The 14738-nt window shown below is 53.1% G+C and carries 14 protein-coding genes; 4 read left to right on the top strand and 10 right to left on the bottom strand.

Annotated features, from left to right (window positions below):
* The 3 genes from ACR0KL_RS13840 to ACR0KL_RS13830 form a co-directional block, all read left to right on the top strand.
* Nucleotides 1–188 (top strand): SOS response-associated peptidase family protein (locus tag ACR0KL_RS13840; RefSeq protein ID WP_480777162.1); only part of this gene is annotated, 188 nt, incomplete at its 5' end.
* The gene (locus ACR0KL_RS13835) at nucleotides 185–643 is read left to right on the top strand and encodes a putative molybdenum carrier protein (RefSeq protein ID WP_170680478.1); all 459 of its coding nucleotides are present in this window, start codon (nucleotides 185–187) and stop codon (nucleotides 641–643) included. The genes ACR0KL_RS13840 and ACR0KL_RS13835, both read left to right, overlap by 4 nt.
* 255 nt (nucleotides 644–898) lie before the next feature.
* Nucleotides 899–1786 (top strand): DMT family transporter, encoded by an 888-nt coding sequence (locus tag ACR0KL_RS13830; RefSeq protein ID WP_170637369.1) that lies wholly within the window; start codon nucleotides 899–901, stop codon nucleotides 1784–1786.
* Nucleotides 1787–2268: 482 nt separating this feature from the next.
* Here ACR0KL_RS13830 and ACR0KL_RS13825 read toward each other — a convergent pair whose 3' ends face one another.
* The 4 genes from ACR0KL_RS13825 to ACR0KL_RS13810 form a co-directional block, all read right to left on the bottom strand.
* Nucleotides 2269–5907, bottom strand: a complete 3639-nt coding sequence (locus tag ACR0KL_RS13825) for an autotransporter domain-containing protein (RefSeq protein ID WP_480777161.1) — start codon at nucleotides 5905–5907, stop codon at nucleotides 2269–2271.
* Nucleotides 5908–6505: 598 nt separating this feature from the next.
* Entirely contained in the window at nucleotides 6506–7588 is a 1083-nt protein-coding gene (locus ACR0KL_RS13820) for a glutathione S-transferase C-terminal domain-containing protein (protein WP_480555290.1), read from the bottom strand.
* Nucleotides 7536–8102, bottom strand: coding sequence for a hemerythrin domain-containing protein (locus tag ACR0KL_RS13815; RefSeq protein ID WP_170680467.1), 567 nt, complete (start codon nucleotides 8100–8102; stop codon nucleotides 7536–7538). The genes ACR0KL_RS13820 and ACR0KL_RS13815 overlap by 53 nt, the downstream gene beginning before the upstream one ends.
* A gap of 568 nt (nucleotides 8103–8670) precedes the next feature.
* The gene (locus ACR0KL_RS13810) at nucleotides 8671–9789 is read right to left on the bottom strand and encodes a pyridoxal phosphate-dependent aminotransferase (protein ID WP_170680465.1); all 1119 of its coding nucleotides are present in this window, start codon (nucleotides 9787–9789) and stop codon (nucleotides 8671–8673) included.
* Nucleotides 9790–9830: 41 nt separating this feature from the next.
* Here ACR0KL_RS13810 and ACR0KL_RS13805 point away from each other — a divergent pair, with 41 nt between their 5' ends.
* Nucleotides 9831–10586, top strand: coding sequence for an N-acyl homoserine lactonase family protein (locus ACR0KL_RS13805; RefSeq protein WP_170680462.1), 756 nt, complete (start codon nucleotides 9831–9833; stop codon nucleotides 10584–10586).
* Nucleotides 10587–10634: 48 nt separating this feature from the next.
* On the opposite strand, the gene ACR0KL_RS13800 is transcribed toward ACR0KL_RS13805, so the two are convergent.
* The 6 genes from ACR0KL_RS13800 to ACR0KL_RS13775 all read right to left on the bottom strand — a co-directional run bounded on the left by ACR0KL_RS13800 (nucleotide 10635) and on the right by ACR0KL_RS13775 (nucleotide 14681).
* Entirely contained in the window at nucleotides 10635–11363 is a 729-nt protein-coding gene (locus ACR0KL_RS13800) for an SDR family oxidoreductase (RefSeq protein ID WP_170555808.1), read from the bottom strand.
* A gap of 977 nt (nucleotides 11364–12340) precedes the next feature.
* The gene (locus ACR0KL_RS13795) at nucleotides 12341–12634 is read right to left on the bottom strand and encodes a site-specific integrase (protein WP_480555292.1); all 294 of its coding nucleotides are present in this window, start codon (nucleotides 12632–12634) and stop codon (nucleotides 12341–12343) included.
* A complete protein-coding gene (locus ACR0KL_RS13790) occupies nucleotides 12600–13052 on the bottom strand; it encodes a hypothetical protein (protein ID WP_480777160.1) in 453 nt (150 codons plus the stop codon). Before ACR0KL_RS13790 ends, ACR0KL_RS13795 begins: the two co-directional genes overlap by 35 nt.
* A gap of 7 nt (nucleotides 13053–13059) precedes the next feature.
* Nucleotides 13060–13341: an Arm DNA-binding domain-containing protein gene (locus ACR0KL_RS13785; protein WP_480555294.1), complete on the bottom strand. Its 282-nt coding sequence runs from the start codon at nucleotides 13339–13341 to the stop codon at nucleotides 13060–13062.
* A 254-nt stretch (nucleotides 13342–13595) separates the two neighbouring features.
* On the bottom strand, nucleotides 13596–14162 hold the full coding sequence (locus ACR0KL_RS13780; RefSeq protein WP_170680460.1) for a tetratricopeptide repeat protein: 567 nt from the start codon (nucleotides 14160–14162) through the stop codon (nucleotides 13596–13598).
* Nucleotides 14163–14192: 30 nt separating this feature from the next.
* Entirely contained in the window at nucleotides 14193–14681 is a 489-nt protein-coding gene (locus ACR0KL_RS13775) for an Lrp/AsnC ligand binding domain-containing protein (RefSeq protein WP_170680457.1), read from the bottom strand.
* Between the last annotated feature and the right edge of the window lie 57 nt (nucleotides 14682–14738).

Genomic DNA, 14738 nt, shown 5'->3' with positions numbered 1-14738 from the left:
ATGAACTGGTAAAGCCCATACACCCACGGAGAATGCCCGTCATCCTCAAGCCGGAGGACTATGAGCAATGGATGGATGGCAACGCGGATGACGCATTCGAACTGCTGGAGCCCTTAAATTCGAACGAAACGCAAATTGTTCGGTCTGGCGAAGGTGAGAAGTCGGATCCAGCAGGAAGGTTACCGTGAAAATCGTATCGGGTGGGCAAACTGGCGTAGACTTGGCTGCACTTGAGTTCGCTATCCAACGCGGTTTGAGCTACGGCGGCTGGGTTCCCAAAGGTCGAATCAACGAAGCTGGCCGCATTTCCGAACGATACTTAGGGTTGACGGAGGCACCGTCGGCTGAACCAGACGTCAGAACCCGACTCAACGTCATTTCAAGCGACGCTACGCTTATTCTAACTGATGGATCAGAAAGCCCCGGCACGAACTATACTCATCAAGTCGCAATTGAGGTAGGAAAACCGGTTTTGCGTATCGCGCTTGCAGATAAAAACCGTCTAGAAACTGAGCGGGTTCGGCAATGGGTCTCATCGATCAAGCCTTCGGTTCTCAACGTAGCCGGACCACGTGAATCCGAGGCACCTGGCGTATATTCAAAGGCGTTTGCTTTCCTGAGCGATGCTTTTTCGACCACCTAGGCCAGTTTCTCACACGCCCGAAGTTCTTAAAGAGCTGACTGGTAAAACTGACGGTATTAACAACTCCTGCGGTCCAATGATCGAAAATTCCATACTGCCACCATTTAGGTAGCGGAGAATTTCTTGTCACTCGATATGGCAAGATAGATGTCTGCTAAACCATTTCATTTTCACTATTTCCATGCTCAGTGTATTTCAGAGTTCGCGTGAATGTTGCCTGATGTCCGACACCAACACTTGCCGAGGGTATTTTTCTTGTCCGCCGACCGGCCCACATGGCTTATTTTTGCACCAGGTATATTTGTGGCGGTGTGGTCAACCGGCTATGTCGGTGCCAAGTTCGGTCTCGGCTATATAGAGCCGATGACTTTCCTAGCACTGCGCTTTGCCTGTGTAGTGGTAATTATGGCCGGGTTGTTTGCAATCCTGCGCCCACCGCTGCCAAAATCATCTAAAGAGTGGATGCACTTGGCCATCGTTGGTTTTCTACTGCAGGCGATGTATTTTGGCATGTGCTACATGTCGTTTAATGCAGGTTTATCGGTTGGAACACTGGCCCTTATCCTCGCTATGCAGCCCATTCTGACCAGCCTGATCGCGCCGCGTTGGGCAGGTGAAAGTGTGAGCTGGCGGCAATGGGCCGGATTGGCCCTTGGCCTGACGGGGGCGGTTCTTGTCATTACGGCAATGTCCGAGGTTGCTACGCCACCACTCGTTGGTTTTCTTTTCGCCGCACTCGCCCTGATCGGCATTACCGGCGGAACCTTGTGGGAGAAGCGCTTCGGAGTTTCGCACCATCCTGTCACTGCAAATTTGGTCGGGTTTACAGCGGGTTTGCTAGGGGTTGCGCCATTCATGGTCGCCTTTGAAACCATGCAGATCACTTGGACTTGGCAGCTTTTTGCGTCGCTGGTCTATCTCATCATTGCAAGTTCACTCATCGCCGTTGGCTTGTTGCTTGCCATGATCCGCGCCGGGGAAGTGTCGAAAGTTTCCGCGCTCTTTTTTCTAGTCCCACCGGGAGCGGCAGCTGTTGCTTGGCTGGTCCTCGGAGAAGTTATGCCGCCGATTGCTTGGGTTGGGATGGTTGTCGCTGGATTTGGCGTCTTCTTGGCGACTAATAAATCAAAGAAAACGTCCTGAGAGACATCGAATTGTCTGAACACAAAACAACACCTATCATCAAATAAACAATCGACCGCTTGGACGAGTTAAGTACTCAAAGCTGAACTTGGTGCAATTCTCGCGATTTGGCGCTTTGTCCGCAGAGCAGACATTGGAAAGAGTTGAGTCGAATGACCACTCTGCGGACAAAGTGTGATTTCGCAGCGCATGACCTTACGGCAGCTTTCAGCAATTCGTGAATGCCACGAAAAACCTCAAGACGTCGGCAAGCGGACATTCGCTGCAGATGCCAGTCCATTTGGCAGCAGGCGCAAATCGACCTTTGCGACGAAGTTTTCGGCTAGCTACCTATACACAAAAAATCCCTCTGATATCGTGAATGGAGATCTCTTGATCACGCCTGACGAAACGAAACGGGCGCTCCCATGGTTGGGAAGCCAGCCCGATTGAAAAGGCTTTTCGGCAACAACAATCGACCAAGTGAGAAGCCCTCCATAGGTTCAAAACCTTATGGAAGCTGTGAGTTCTCCAACAATACTGGATCCACCACCAAAGGTTGATTGAAATTCACCGCTGAAGCCTACCGACCTATTTCCATCTGCAGAAATATGTTCAAGCTTAAAGCCAAGAAACCCAGCAGCGGCATCTTCTGTAGACGCTACGAAAGAAAAGGGCGTCGCCGCTACGATCGCGTCTACATCGTCGGACCCTGCATCGAAAGTTGCGTCAATTCCGACTGCCCAGTTCAGGTAGGTGCTCGATCCATTTGCACCCTCGTAGAGGCGAGGGAAGTTCAATTGCGCCCGCGAGTTGAAGACTGAAACGTTCCGATCTTCGACCGTTAGAGGAAACGCGGTTCCTGTTTCGGTATACTCGTCAAGCTTCAGAAATACATAGCTTGCGCGAGCACTGAAGAAGGCAGGTATTGGCAAAGCGTTGATGGGGGCCGAGATCGAAAGCGATGGAGCAACGAACGTCCCATCAAAATCGCCTTGCGCTTCGCCGCCATCAACGTTTCGAGTCACTTCATTGTCGGTTATGCCAGCAAGGAGAGCTGCGTTGATGCGATATTGTCCGTAGTCCCTTTCGAGATAAACACCGCCAAAATATGACTTGATATCAGTATCACCTGCATCCTGATCCAGCGAGATGCGGCTATCGTCGTAGCCAACAAGAACACCAAAATCGCTGTTTCCGATGAACTCATTCGTTTCAGCGCCAACCACAAAACCGTACATTCTATGGCTGAAACCAAGACTTGAGCCTTCTTCTTCAACATCGCGATCTCCGCCGAAGGCTGAACCCCAAACATAGGGACCACCATCCTGTTCGGCATACCCGAAAGGACTCAGATTCCTGCTGACCTGACCATCGGATGAGCCAAAGTCATAGGGGCTGGCGGTTTCAATCGTATTGAACACTGCGTCGGTCAGATCGCTGATAAAGGTGCCTTGGGCCACAAATCCTGTCGTATCCACCGAAACCGCCGTGAGGCCATTGTTGATCAAAACGCCTGTACCATCGAAATTGACGACTTCGGGGGCGGACGCAAGATCACTATCGCTACCCGATGCATCGGCAAAGTTGACAACCGCATTCACCCCGGGCGCAAAATTCAGCGTGTCAATGTCATTCGGGTTCGTGCCCCCCATGCCATCATTGCCATTGCCGAAATCGACCGAACCGGTCAGGGCTGAGCCGGGTTCGAGCGTCAACGTGTCGTTCCCGTCCCCGCCGAATACGATGGAAAAGCCTTCGCGACCGGTGATGCGAGCCGAGTTTGTGATGGTTGCGGCGGCATTGTTGTCACGATCTTCGACTTCGATACCGTATTCGAACGCATCAATGTTTCCTGTGTTCAAAATGGTGATCGAACCCATTCCATCTACGTCCACTTCGATCCCGTTATTGTCCAGCGAACGCAACGCCCCGCTGTTGGTGACCCTCGCGTTGCCGTCACCGTTTAGCTCAATGTCGATCGCGTCGGAATCGGCGGTAAGCCGGGCAGAGTTTTCAATGCTGACGTTGCCACTTCCTTCGACATCCACTTCAATCGCATCGTCTTCGCGAGAGGTTACCTGACCCGAGTTTTCTATGAAGACATCGCCGTCTCCGAAGATTTCGGCGTCAATTCCCTCGTCGTTTCTGGCGGTTATGGATGCGGAATTTGTAATGCGTATGTTTCCGTTGCCGGTCACATGGGCAAAGATTCCGTCAACTTCGGCATCGATGGTGCCGGTTGCCGAAATGGCAATATCACCGCTTCCGTCAATTTCCGCGTTGATGCCGTCAATGTTTTCAGCCGCTATTTCGCCAGACGTTTCAACCGAGATGTTTCCGTCACCGGCCACAAAACTGCGGATCCCGTGTTCGCTAGCATCGATATCGCCATTCATCGTGATCGAGATATTGCCGTCTCCATCAACTTCAGCCTCGATACCGTCATCCGAACCAGCGCGAATATTGCCCGTGACCTGAATACTGATATCGCCGGAATCCTCGGCGTCTGCGTCAATGCCAATAGCGCTGCCAGAGATATTGCCCGCCACTATCACGTCGATCACGCCTCCGGGGCTGCCGGTTTCCACATCAATCGCATCACTGTCGCGGGACTCGATATCGCCCGTCGCATCGACGGTTACATTCCCGTCCTCTGCGTTTGCGAAGATCGCATGTTCTTCATCAGCCGAAATGTTGCCGTTAGAGGTGATCGTTACGTTGCCCGTTCCATTGGCTGCACCGTAGATCCCATAATCCCTGCCGGTAACATTCCCGGAGCTGTCGATGACGACGTCACCCACGCCATTTACCGTTGCGTTGATGCCGTCGCCTGCTGCTTCACCTCTGACATCGCCTCGGTTCGATATGGAAATATCGCCGTCATTGGTCACAAGCGCACGGATGCCGTCCCGTGCGGACGAAATGTCGCCCGACGAGGTGACATTGATATCTCCCTCTCCGCCCCTTTGGCGGGCAAATATGCCATCCGCATTGTTCCCGGCCGTCGTGATGTCTCCTGACGAACGGATTGTGATAGAGCCGTCACCGTCGTCTTGCCGGGCAAAGATCCCTCGGGCGTTGTTTCCGGTAGTCGAGAGGTCGCCCTCGGATTCTACGGTGATATCCCCGTCGCCGCCATTTTGACGCGCCAAGATACCATCAGCGTTATTCCCGGCCGTCGTGATGTTTCCGGTCGAACGGATTGTTATAAATCCATCGTCATTGTCTTGCCGGGCAAATATCCCGCGGGCGTTTCTACGGGTAGTCGAGAGGTCGCCCTCGGATTCAACGGTAATATTCCCCTCGCCGCCATTTTGGCGCGCCAAGATGGCATTCGAGTTGTTGCCTTCTGTTGTGATATTTCCCGTCGATTGGATCGCGATATCGCCATCGTCATCGCTTTGCTGTCCAACTATCCCGCCAGAGTTGTTAGCTTCCGTCGAGATATTGCCATCCGACACCACCGAGACATCCCCTTCGCCACCACTCTGAAGAGCGGTGATGCCTGTAGACCGACTTCCAGCTGTGCTGATGTCGCCCACTGAGTTGACCGATACCGCGCCGTCTCCACCGTCTTGATTGGCGTTAATTCCGTCTGAACGGCTGCCCGATGTGTTGATCCGACCATCTGATACTACTGACACGTTGCCATCACCACCTTGTTGAGTGACGCCGATTCCGACGCTTCGGCTGCGTCCGGATGTTGTAACGTTGCCAGTCGAGTTCACCGAAACGGTGCCGTCACCCTCAAGTTCGGATCGAATACCAAAGGAGCGCCGTCCGTTTGTTGCAATGTCGCCGGTCGAAGTGATCGAAACTTCCCCGGCGCCGTTTGCATCTACAACAATCCCATCCGCGCCATTGCCCGTGGTAACAATGCCGCCGGTTCCATTCGTCTGGATACTAAGGGTTGCGTTCCCTGATGGTGTGGCAAAGGCAACGCCGTCGGTTCCACCGCCAGGTGCAATTCCAGGTGCAGTAACACTATTGATATTGAGCGTTTCGATTGTGGGTCCGCTTGCCTGGACACCCGACGAAACATCTCCCGTGCAGGTGGCGACGTCACCCGCAACAGTGCACGGACCGTTTGACGGAGGAACAACCGTTTGCGCACTTAAAGGAGTTGCCACTCCGATCATTGCCCCCAAACCTATTGAACCGGCCGCAACCGGAACCGCGAAGACGCAAAATAAGGTAGGTCTAACCCGATGGTTGTTATTGGGCTGTGCTTTGGAAAGCGCCGCCGCATGACGGCACGCTCTACGGTTCAAACCGCATACTCGAAACATCTTGTTCACCACTTAAGGGTGGTTTGGAAACCACTACCGTTTTTTTTGCGCGGAACTCTCCGCGCACATGCCAGAGGCAAAAAAATGATGGCTTTTTGATGTTCCAATTAACGATGTGTTAACAAACTTCTGAATGGCCTTTTGTATGATGCAATTTGATCACATGTAGGATCTGAAAAACGATGAGCGGCAGCTTTGAACCGTCCGTTGTCACTTTAAGGACAGCATTGCGTGGTGCCCACCAGTAAACACATTGTGCGGCATTTGCCATTTTGGGCTCGTTGCCGCCTTTCGCTACTTTTCACATTAATGACCGGGCGGCAGACCAAACCGGACATTTGCAACTAAACTTTGCAGGTTAAGAAATGCGGAGGAAAAATGCTCCCGTAGTCCAAAACAGAAACGTTTGTTTTCGAAGTTAGGCCTCCCAAATACAATTTGACGAGGCCTACAGTGTTGCGAGTTCAGGGTGGCGATAGGCCTCTGGGTACGACATTGGCTTGAAAGGCCCATTGGGCACGACGCCATTCCAACTGCGTCCAAAATAACCCTGGAGGCAGTGTACAAGAGACCCTGCTTCGGCAATTCCGGGCAACGCGTATACACGGCACAGCCACCGCCACAAGTATGGGTAATCCAGGATTCGGGCACCATTAAGTTTCATCCGCACATAGTAGACCGGATCGTGACGATAGAGAGTTGGGAACAGGCGAAGATCTGCTTCTGAAAAGTGGTTGCCTGTCAAATAGGGCCTACCGTCTGAGAGATGTTCCTCCAAATATTCGAGTGTCTCGAAATAGCCGTCAAAAGCTGTTTCATAGATCGTTTGATCAGACGAAAACCCGGCCTTGTAAGCACCATTGTTAATCGCTGTATATATTCGTTCGTTCAGGTCGTGAATTTGGTGACGCGGCACTTCGTCTGGGTAAAGCCTAACGCGTTCAGCCGCCGGGATTGTGCTGCCAAGTGAATCCGCCGCAGCGTCCAGCATTCGGACAATTTCAGCGCTTTCGTTGTTAACAATGCGCCCTGCAATCTTGTCATACAGGATTGGAAGGGATTGCTCTTCAGAGCCTTCGGCACGATAGATCTCTTTGGCAAGGCGCAGTCCTTTGCCGGTGCCGGTCTCGCTCGTGCATTCTGGCAAAGTCTCACCTGTGAGCGATGCAATCCGATTAGGTGCAAACTCCCACAGGTTTGGCGCCTCTGGATCGTCGTCGCCAGTGCGGTTTGGAAATGCAACGTCCATCGTGATGCTGTTTTGAAGGCCCAACACATTTCGCGCCAGCGTCACTCTGTGACACCACGGACAATTCAGTGCTACGAAAAGGTGATAGCGATCAGGTTCTGTCGGAAACACAGGATCGCCAATAGCGTGGCGAAAGCCGCTGACACCGCGCACGAATTCACCCCGTGCGCGGCGCTTGTTGATATCAGTTTGGTCTTCTTCGGTAGACGTGTCGGTCATGACTTCAGCATCATCCTCTGAGCCGATGATGCAAGATGATTGGCACAGCCAATTCTTCTTCATCGCTGAGATGCCGTTTAAGGAACGCTTCAATCGTGTTGTTCGTCGCATGGAGCTGTCCGCCTTCGTCGTAAGCTTGCGCCTTATCAAGTGCGGATAGCTTGATCACACGGTTCGCCGTGCGGGTGAAGTCACTCAGCACCTTATCCAGATCGAAGTGATCCTGTTCCAGCAACTCAAGCCCCGCATCAAAACGAGGGTCCGCAGCAGACAATTCAGGGAAATAGCTGCGATCTTCCCAGCCGTGATGGCCATGCAGATTCCCGACTAGGTTGCGGCCATAGTAGGACAGCCGCCCCACGTAGTCGTCCAACCCCATGTCACTGCTCAACAGCTTCTCTGTATCCAGTCGAATACGTTCTGCCACACGGCGGAACATCTCATGCGCACCGAGCCAATGTTTGGTTTTTTCTTTGAAACCCGGATGGGCTTCCCAGCTGTCGCGGGGGTATTGCTTCAAGAGAAACCGCATCTCTTGAGGCATGTCGTCTTGGCGAATGGTATATGTATCGAGCATCGGTTGTCTCCTTTCAGGCCAAAGATGGGAGGTCGGGCAACTGCTCGCCACTAGCGAGAACGCACAGTCACTATGCGTCAGCGAACCCCTGCTAAGTCGGTCCAACACAAACCAGCGATCTTGCCTTTCTAGGCTTCGATGCCGTGCTGAATGAAATCTTGTAGGTCTTTGCGGCTACCCGAGGCCTTTGTCAGAACGGTATCAACGTCTTGCGGCGGAATACATTAAGTTGGTGCGTGACGGATTTCGAGAACCTGAAACGCATGATCGATCTCCACGATGGTTTGACCGCCGAGCTCGATCCGCACACGATGGGGTACTACCCGCAGCGCTGGTGGTCGCGGATAGTCTTGGACGTTTTCAGTTGTCCAACCTGTCATTTCGAACCTTTTTTATGAATCGGTTGTTCCATTTTCGAACTAGCGCGCAACCAGCGCTATTCTAGCGGAAAAGCTTCCAGCACACGGCGGGTGAACTTGCACCATCAAGACGCTCAATGTCAGCTTTGATCGGGCAGCACTTTTTGACCGGCGTTGCAGGCTGAGAAGCCGAAATGAGTGTCCTAACTCTACCAGTTCGCCAACAGTTCGCCCGTGCGCTGTAGGCCAAGGTCGAGGTTGGCAGCAACACCTCCCCCCACACCCAGTCGGATGTGGTTCTGCATCCCGTAAGACGAGCCCGGTAAGAGAAACGTCCGATAGGGATCAGCGAGCAAGCGTTTGGCGAACACGTCGCCATCAATCCCATCGAGCCGTGCCAAACCAATTAATCCAGCCTGAGGTTTGACCCAATCGAGGTTGGGCTGATCGGCAACAAACCTATCCAGGCGTTCCAGCGTTTTCATCCCAGCTGCCCGTGCAGCTTTTATAACCTGATTGTATCGGTCAGGCCTCAAAGCGATTTCGGCAATGACTTCGCCGAGAATATTCATAATTTCGCTCGAGTTTTCCCGCAGAATAATAGCGTCCCAAATCAGATCGGGATCACGGCATATCATCCAGCCGGTGCGTAGCCCCTGGAGCCCCAGTGCCTTGGAAACGCTGCCAGTCGTGATACCCCTAGAATACAGACCGGCAGTCGAAGGCGCGCGGGACCCGTCCCACTCCAATCCTGCGTAAACCTCGTCAACAACCAGCCATGCACCTACACGATCTGCGATTTGGACAAGCCTTTCCAGCTCTGCTTGTGTCATCAACTGCCCGGAGGGGTTATTGGGGTTGGTTATAAAGATTAGTCGAGTGCGTTCCGTTACTGCGGCCTCAACTTTGTCGAGCGGCAATACCCATCCAGCACTCTCTTCACGGTCGACAACTTTTAGCCTCGCGCCAACCGCCTCTGCCAATACACCCGCTTGTGGCCAACCCGGGCGTTCCGTTACGACTTCGTCGCCCGGTTGGACCGATTGCATGAATGCAAGATAATTGGCTTCTGCTGCGCCGGCGGTGATCAGAACGTCGTCTGGCTTGCAAACATCAGACAAGCCGGCGCGGTCCAAGACATGTCGTCGTAAAGCAGGCAGACCCCGAAAACTCTTTTGGTTCCAATCCAACGGCAGCGCTGGATCCAGCGCATCGATGAACTCACCCAAACGCGGTGACTCGGACAAGGAAAACCCGACGAAAGCTTCTGGATCCGTTTCTGTGGTATCCAGTAGGTACTGAAAGAGTGTGTGTATCTTGACTTTCATGCTCTACTCAAAATCTTTGTAGTCAATCAGGGAGATAGTCTGTGCAAGCAGAGGGATTTGTCAAAGGGCGACCGATTGACCTTTCGGTTTTGGACTACGGGCTGTTCAAGGTTCATTCCACTGGCCGCATAATTGGTATCTGCGGGTTTCTGATCCGGACAGATTTGGGAGAAGCAATACTCATCGATACCGGGTTCCCCGAAAAATATGCCACCGCCACTGACGCCGCAGTCAAAGAAGATCGATTGTTCGAGTTCGGCGAGGTCTTGAAGTGTGAACCAGACAATCTTCCAAGCGCACAACTGGCAAAACTCGGGCTTCTTCCGTCAGACATAACACTACAGATTTGTACGCACACCCATATCGACCATATCGGCGCACTGGGCGACTTTCCAAGCAGTCCAATTCTTATCTCTGCTGCGGAGCGAGCCTTACCCCGCCCGTTGTACTGGGGCGAAATGCGGCCTTTGGAATGGCCCGATCAGGATTACCTGGTTGTTGATGACGACGTAGAGATTGGGCCAGGTATCTTCGTTTTGATGGCACCCGGTCATGCGCCTGGCCAGATCGCGGTAATGGTCGATCTTCCATCGGGGACGGTTTTACTAACCAGTGATGCGATTTCCCGACCAGCAGAAATCGACGAGAAGTTTGCCGGGTCTTGGGACGAGGATGCAGCGATTGCCAGCGCAGACAGGTTGATGCGTCTGGCATCCGAGCGAGATGCGTTCGTAATCTATGGGCATTGTCCAAAGCAATGGCCTGTTCTGAAAAAAGCACCAGAAGGCTACAGCTGATCCCACCCCACGGACCATTTTCCATAAAGGCAACGGTGCGCCTAGGAGTTATCTGACGTCGCGACCTTGATTCAGAATAATCACATTTCCACTGGAAACATCACCAGCCGGCGAAATTAGAAAACCGACCCAAGCGGCGATTTGCTCGGGCAGCATCGCGCGGCCATGCGGCATAGCATTAACGGCTTTCTCCAAGACGTCCTTGGTTAAGACATTGAACAACGGTGTCTCAGTCATGGCAGGTGCCAGAGAATTTACACAGATTTTTTCCTGCGCGTATCGACGGGCAAGGTCTTTCGTAAGTGTATCCATCGCCGCTTTTGACGCCCGGTAATGGGGAGGGTCGAACACATCGAAATTGTAAGCTCCATTCGATGAGATATTTACAATCTTTTTGATGCCTTCGCGTTCCAACATCAACTGAACCGCCTGCTGGCAACATTGGAATGCAGAGTTAAAGTTTATCGCCATCTGCTTTTCGAGTTCCTCGGGCGGAATGTGCGGGAAGTCAGACATGAAGCAGGTGCCCGCGTTGTTTACCAAAGCATCCAGACCGCCATACTCTAACCTAATTCCATCAAACGTATGAGCGATAGCAATGGGATCCGTTAAGTCAACGCAGATAGGCGTGAATTCCGAACCTAACTCAGTTGACGTTTCACCTAGGCCCTCCTCGTTGAGGTCCAGTCCAAACACGTGGAACCCATCTGCCCGCAGTTGGCGACAAATGGCTTGCCCCATCCCTCCCGCTGCACCAGTCACTACCGCTGTTTTCATAACAAATCCTCCCACCTTGGTATGTTTTGGGATACTCCGAGTTAAAGCAGAAAACTCACAACCCCTTTTTCTGAAAACCGAGAAAGTCAATTCCGTTTGAATTCAGCGCGCGTTCGTTTTGGGCTCAAGCTAGACTTTGCAAAGTCCGCTTTCTGCGCATTGCTGCACATTTGTTGACAAATCAGCCTCGCGAAAGGCGATCATACTTTTTTGAACGTCTGCTTTTGACATTCCATTATGGAACCGTTGCGGGTGAATAAAACGACCGGTTTCCGCTCCAATTCGGTTTGCCCCCCTTTAAGAGTTTCACGCGGAAAAATTTGACTTCCCCCGCCGGTCCCTTGGCTTAACGCCTGCAACTTTTGATAAGGCATATGGCTTAAGCACATCAGATACGTAGCTATCACTCAAGGCCTTGCGGTCGGGAATGTACAAGCCCGGGCATGGACTTTCGCCCTAAGATTCAGAGTTTTGCGTTTTGGTGCTGGTTGATGACGCGCACCGCGGGCCATAATTATCATCGACCGCGTGCCACCTCCGATACAAGTTATTGTTGGCTTCAAAGTGCAGGTCCGCCGCTGCCCCAACTTGCCCATCAACCTCCGGGCTGCACAAAGAGACCAGTCCACGATGCCATTGCAATTTGTGCCCATCCAGAACCGTCGCTAGGCGTCCATCTGAGCAAATCATACTTACGAATTCCGGAACGGCGTTCAGATCAAACTTCGGGCTTTCTAAGTATTTTTGGGCATAGTCTTGTACAATCTCCTCGTAAGGCCCCCTGGGCACGATGTTCCTTTCCCAATAGCTTCTTTCTCAGAGGTTTGAACGGGTCTATCTTTTTGCCTTGTGACACGAAAATGACTTCCCCTCGATGCTGCCGGCTAAGTGTCTTTCCGACCTCGCTCAAGGCGAGCGCTCAGTTCACTGCACACTGTATCCATTGCTGGTCTTAGCGCGTCGAGCGACGGCTTCACTTAGCGCTGACCGGTGATTGACAGCGGCGTGTGATTGAGCAGGCGCCCCACAATCTCTTCCAATATCCCCGCCTCCATGGCGACCGTCGCAAGTGTTCGGCGAAGGGAATGAATGGACCATTGCAGACGTTCAGGTCCCTTCAAATGCCCGCTGGGCGATTTGGGCGTCGGAAACACCCATTGACGATGCAGACCTCGCAGAGGTGCCAATATCTCGTGATGAAACTGTAAGATGGGAAGATTAAAGCTGCGCCCGTTCTTAGTCATCGGCAGATGGATGTGATCTTCGTACATATTCCTCCATACAAGCGTCAGTGCCTCGGTTTTTGCGGAAGCCTGTGAACAAGAGCAGTTCGTAGGAAACCTTATGGATGGGGTTGTACAGCTCATCCACGGCAAGGCGCCATGCGCTCGAGTCCTCAATGATCGAACCGTTCGGTTGCTCCTCATTCCAATCGATAGCCATCGTCGGGCCTTCCTGCAGATCATGTACGCGCCGCGCATGGTTCCAGACCGTCCGAAAGTACTTCAATGTGTGATTTGCGGAGGATGGTGTTGCCGCCATGGATCTGTGACGCTCAACCACCATCGACTTGGTTATCTCATCCAGCGGCAGGCGCAGCCAATCTTTCAAATGTAGCTCGAACTGCTGACGCACCCCAGATCGGAGAGCCTCAGACCGAAGCTCGGGACGTGCCAAATAGGTTTCCATGGCCGTCTCAACCGTGGGCGCTCCGATCTGTAAAACGCTTGCCCGCTCCCCTGCCCCAGTCAAGCGCATATCCCAGTGCAGTTTCTCGAGCAGTATCTGCGGAAATCATCGGGTAGCGCCCGATCAAAACACGCCGCGTTTGGCCCCCAACGTCTTTCAGGAAGTACCAGGTCTTTGACTGTTTCCCAACGAAGAGCACAAGCCCGTTGATCTCGCCATCCCAGTGCTTGGCGGTGCCCTGTTTTGTCTGCGGAACCTTGCGTGCGAATGTCTCTGCGAGCTTTGGCATCTTATCGGCTTTTTGTCGCAAACAGCATGATAGTAACTGCTACCACATGGTACGAGCTGCAACATATTATTGAACTGGATGAAAGATATAGCAACTACACGATACTCAGTGAAACTGATCATTGTTGCTTGGAGGGCAGGGGCTTTACCAATAAGCTATACCCGCTCAATGTTTGGGTTGGCTAATCCAAGCGTCTAGGGACATCAAAAACCGAAATCACGCCGGGCGTGCATTTCCTTGGGGCGGCGGGTCTGTCAGATATCCTCGCCCGGCGGCTCCAGCGCGCCGCCCGGTTCCAGCAGGGCGCGCTCGGACAGCCATGGGTTCAACTCAAGGGCCGCGTTTAGGGTGGTGCGGGCCTCATCCAGACGTCGCAGACCCAGCAACGTCAGAGCACGGCCGCTCATGGCCGCGATGTGATTTGGGGATAGCTCCAGCGCCCGATCCAGATCAACCAAGGCCGAAGGGAAGTCTTGCCGCAGGAAATTGACGAAAGCACGTTGGTTGTATCCTTCGGCATAGTCCGGGCAGTAGACCACCAGTTCATCTAGCTCTTGCAAAGCGCCCAGAAGATCCGATGCCTCGCGCCGCGCCATGCCACGATCCAATAGCTTCTGAGCGCGCAGGTCGGGCGCATCGGTCCACAGCTCCCACATCTGGTTGGAAATCCCGCGCGCCTCGGACTGCGACTCGGCCTGTTGAATTTGTGCAATCAGCGCGCCCATTCCTTCCGTATGGTCCGGTGCAGACGGGCAGGATTGCGCCAAAGCGGGAGTTGTAAGCCAAAGGGCAAAGACAGGTGCTATGAACGTGCGGATCATAGACCAAGTGTGACGCACAATCCGCTTTGGTCAAGTTTCGCGGTCGATGCCACCCAGCAAACCGGTTTCTTTCACCGCTTCCATCGCAACAAAGGTCGAGGTATTGGCGACATGCGGCAGAGACGAGATCTTCTCGGCCAGCACCGCGCGGTATTCCGACATCGACCCGGTGCGCACCTTCAGCAGATAGTCGAAATTCGACGCGATCATATGGGCTTGCTCGATCTCCGCGATCTTGCGGACCGCGGCATTGAACTCGGCCAGCGCTTTTTCTCGCGTGTCAGTCATGCGCACCTCGACAAAGGCCACGTGATCTAGCCCCAACCGGATCGGATCCAACATTGCTCGGTATCCTGTAATCACCCCATCTGCCTCAAGCCGCTTCAACCGTGCCTGGGTCGGCGATTTCGACAACCCGATCCGCCGCGCCAAATTCGCGACCGAGATGCGCCCATCTTCGGCCAGAGCCTGCAGAATCGCGCGATCAAAGCGGTCGAGGTTCGGAAAGTCCATTTGCATCGAAATACCGTCAAAAATCAGTTCATTTATCCTGTTTATGACAAAACTCAGTCCGTT

It is taken from the genome of Ruegeria sp. C8 (assembly GCF_056537565.1).
This window is presented reverse-complemented; position numbering and strand designations above follow the sequence as displayed.

Coding starts and splice junctions, on each gene's coding strand:
- ACR0KL_RS13825 (WP_480777161.1), bottom strand. CDS start 5,907: ATGATCGGAGTGGCAACTCCTTTAAGTGCGCAAACGGTTGTTCCTCCG.
- ACR0KL_RS13795 (WP_480555292.1), bottom strand. CDS start 12,634: ATGTACGAAGATCACATCCATCTGCCGATGACTAAGAACGGGCGCAGC.
- ACR0KL_RS13810 (WP_170680465.1), bottom strand. CDS start 9,789: ATGAAAGTCAAGATACACACACTCTTTCAGTACCTACTGGATACCACA.
- ACR0KL_RS13780 (WP_170680460.1), bottom strand. CDS start 14,162: ATGATCCGCACGTTCATAGCACCTGTCTTTGCCCTTTGGCTTACAACT.
- ACR0KL_RS13775 (WP_170680457.1), bottom strand. CDS start 14,681: ATGCAAATGGACTTTCCGAACCTCGACCGCTTTGATCGCGCGATTCTG.
- ACR0KL_RS13815 (WP_170680467.1), bottom strand. CDS start 8,102: ATGCTCGATACATATACCATTCGCCAAGACGACATGCCTCAAGAGATG.
- ACR0KL_RS13790 (WP_480777160.1), bottom strand. CDS start 13,052: ATGGAAACCTATTTGGCACGTCCCGAGCTTCGGTCTGAGGCTCTCCGA.
- ACR0KL_RS13820 (WP_480555290.1), bottom strand. CDS start 7,588: ATGAAGAAGAATTGGCTGTGCCAATCATCTTGCATCATCGGCTCAGAG.
- ACR0KL_RS13800 (WP_170555808.1), bottom strand. CDS start 11,363: ATGAAAACAGCGGTAGTGACTGGTGCAGCGGGAGGGATGGGGCAAGCC.
- ACR0KL_RS13785 (WP_480555294.1), bottom strand. CDS start 13,341: ATGCCAAAGCTCGCAGAGACATTCGCACGCAAGGTTCCGCAGACAAAA.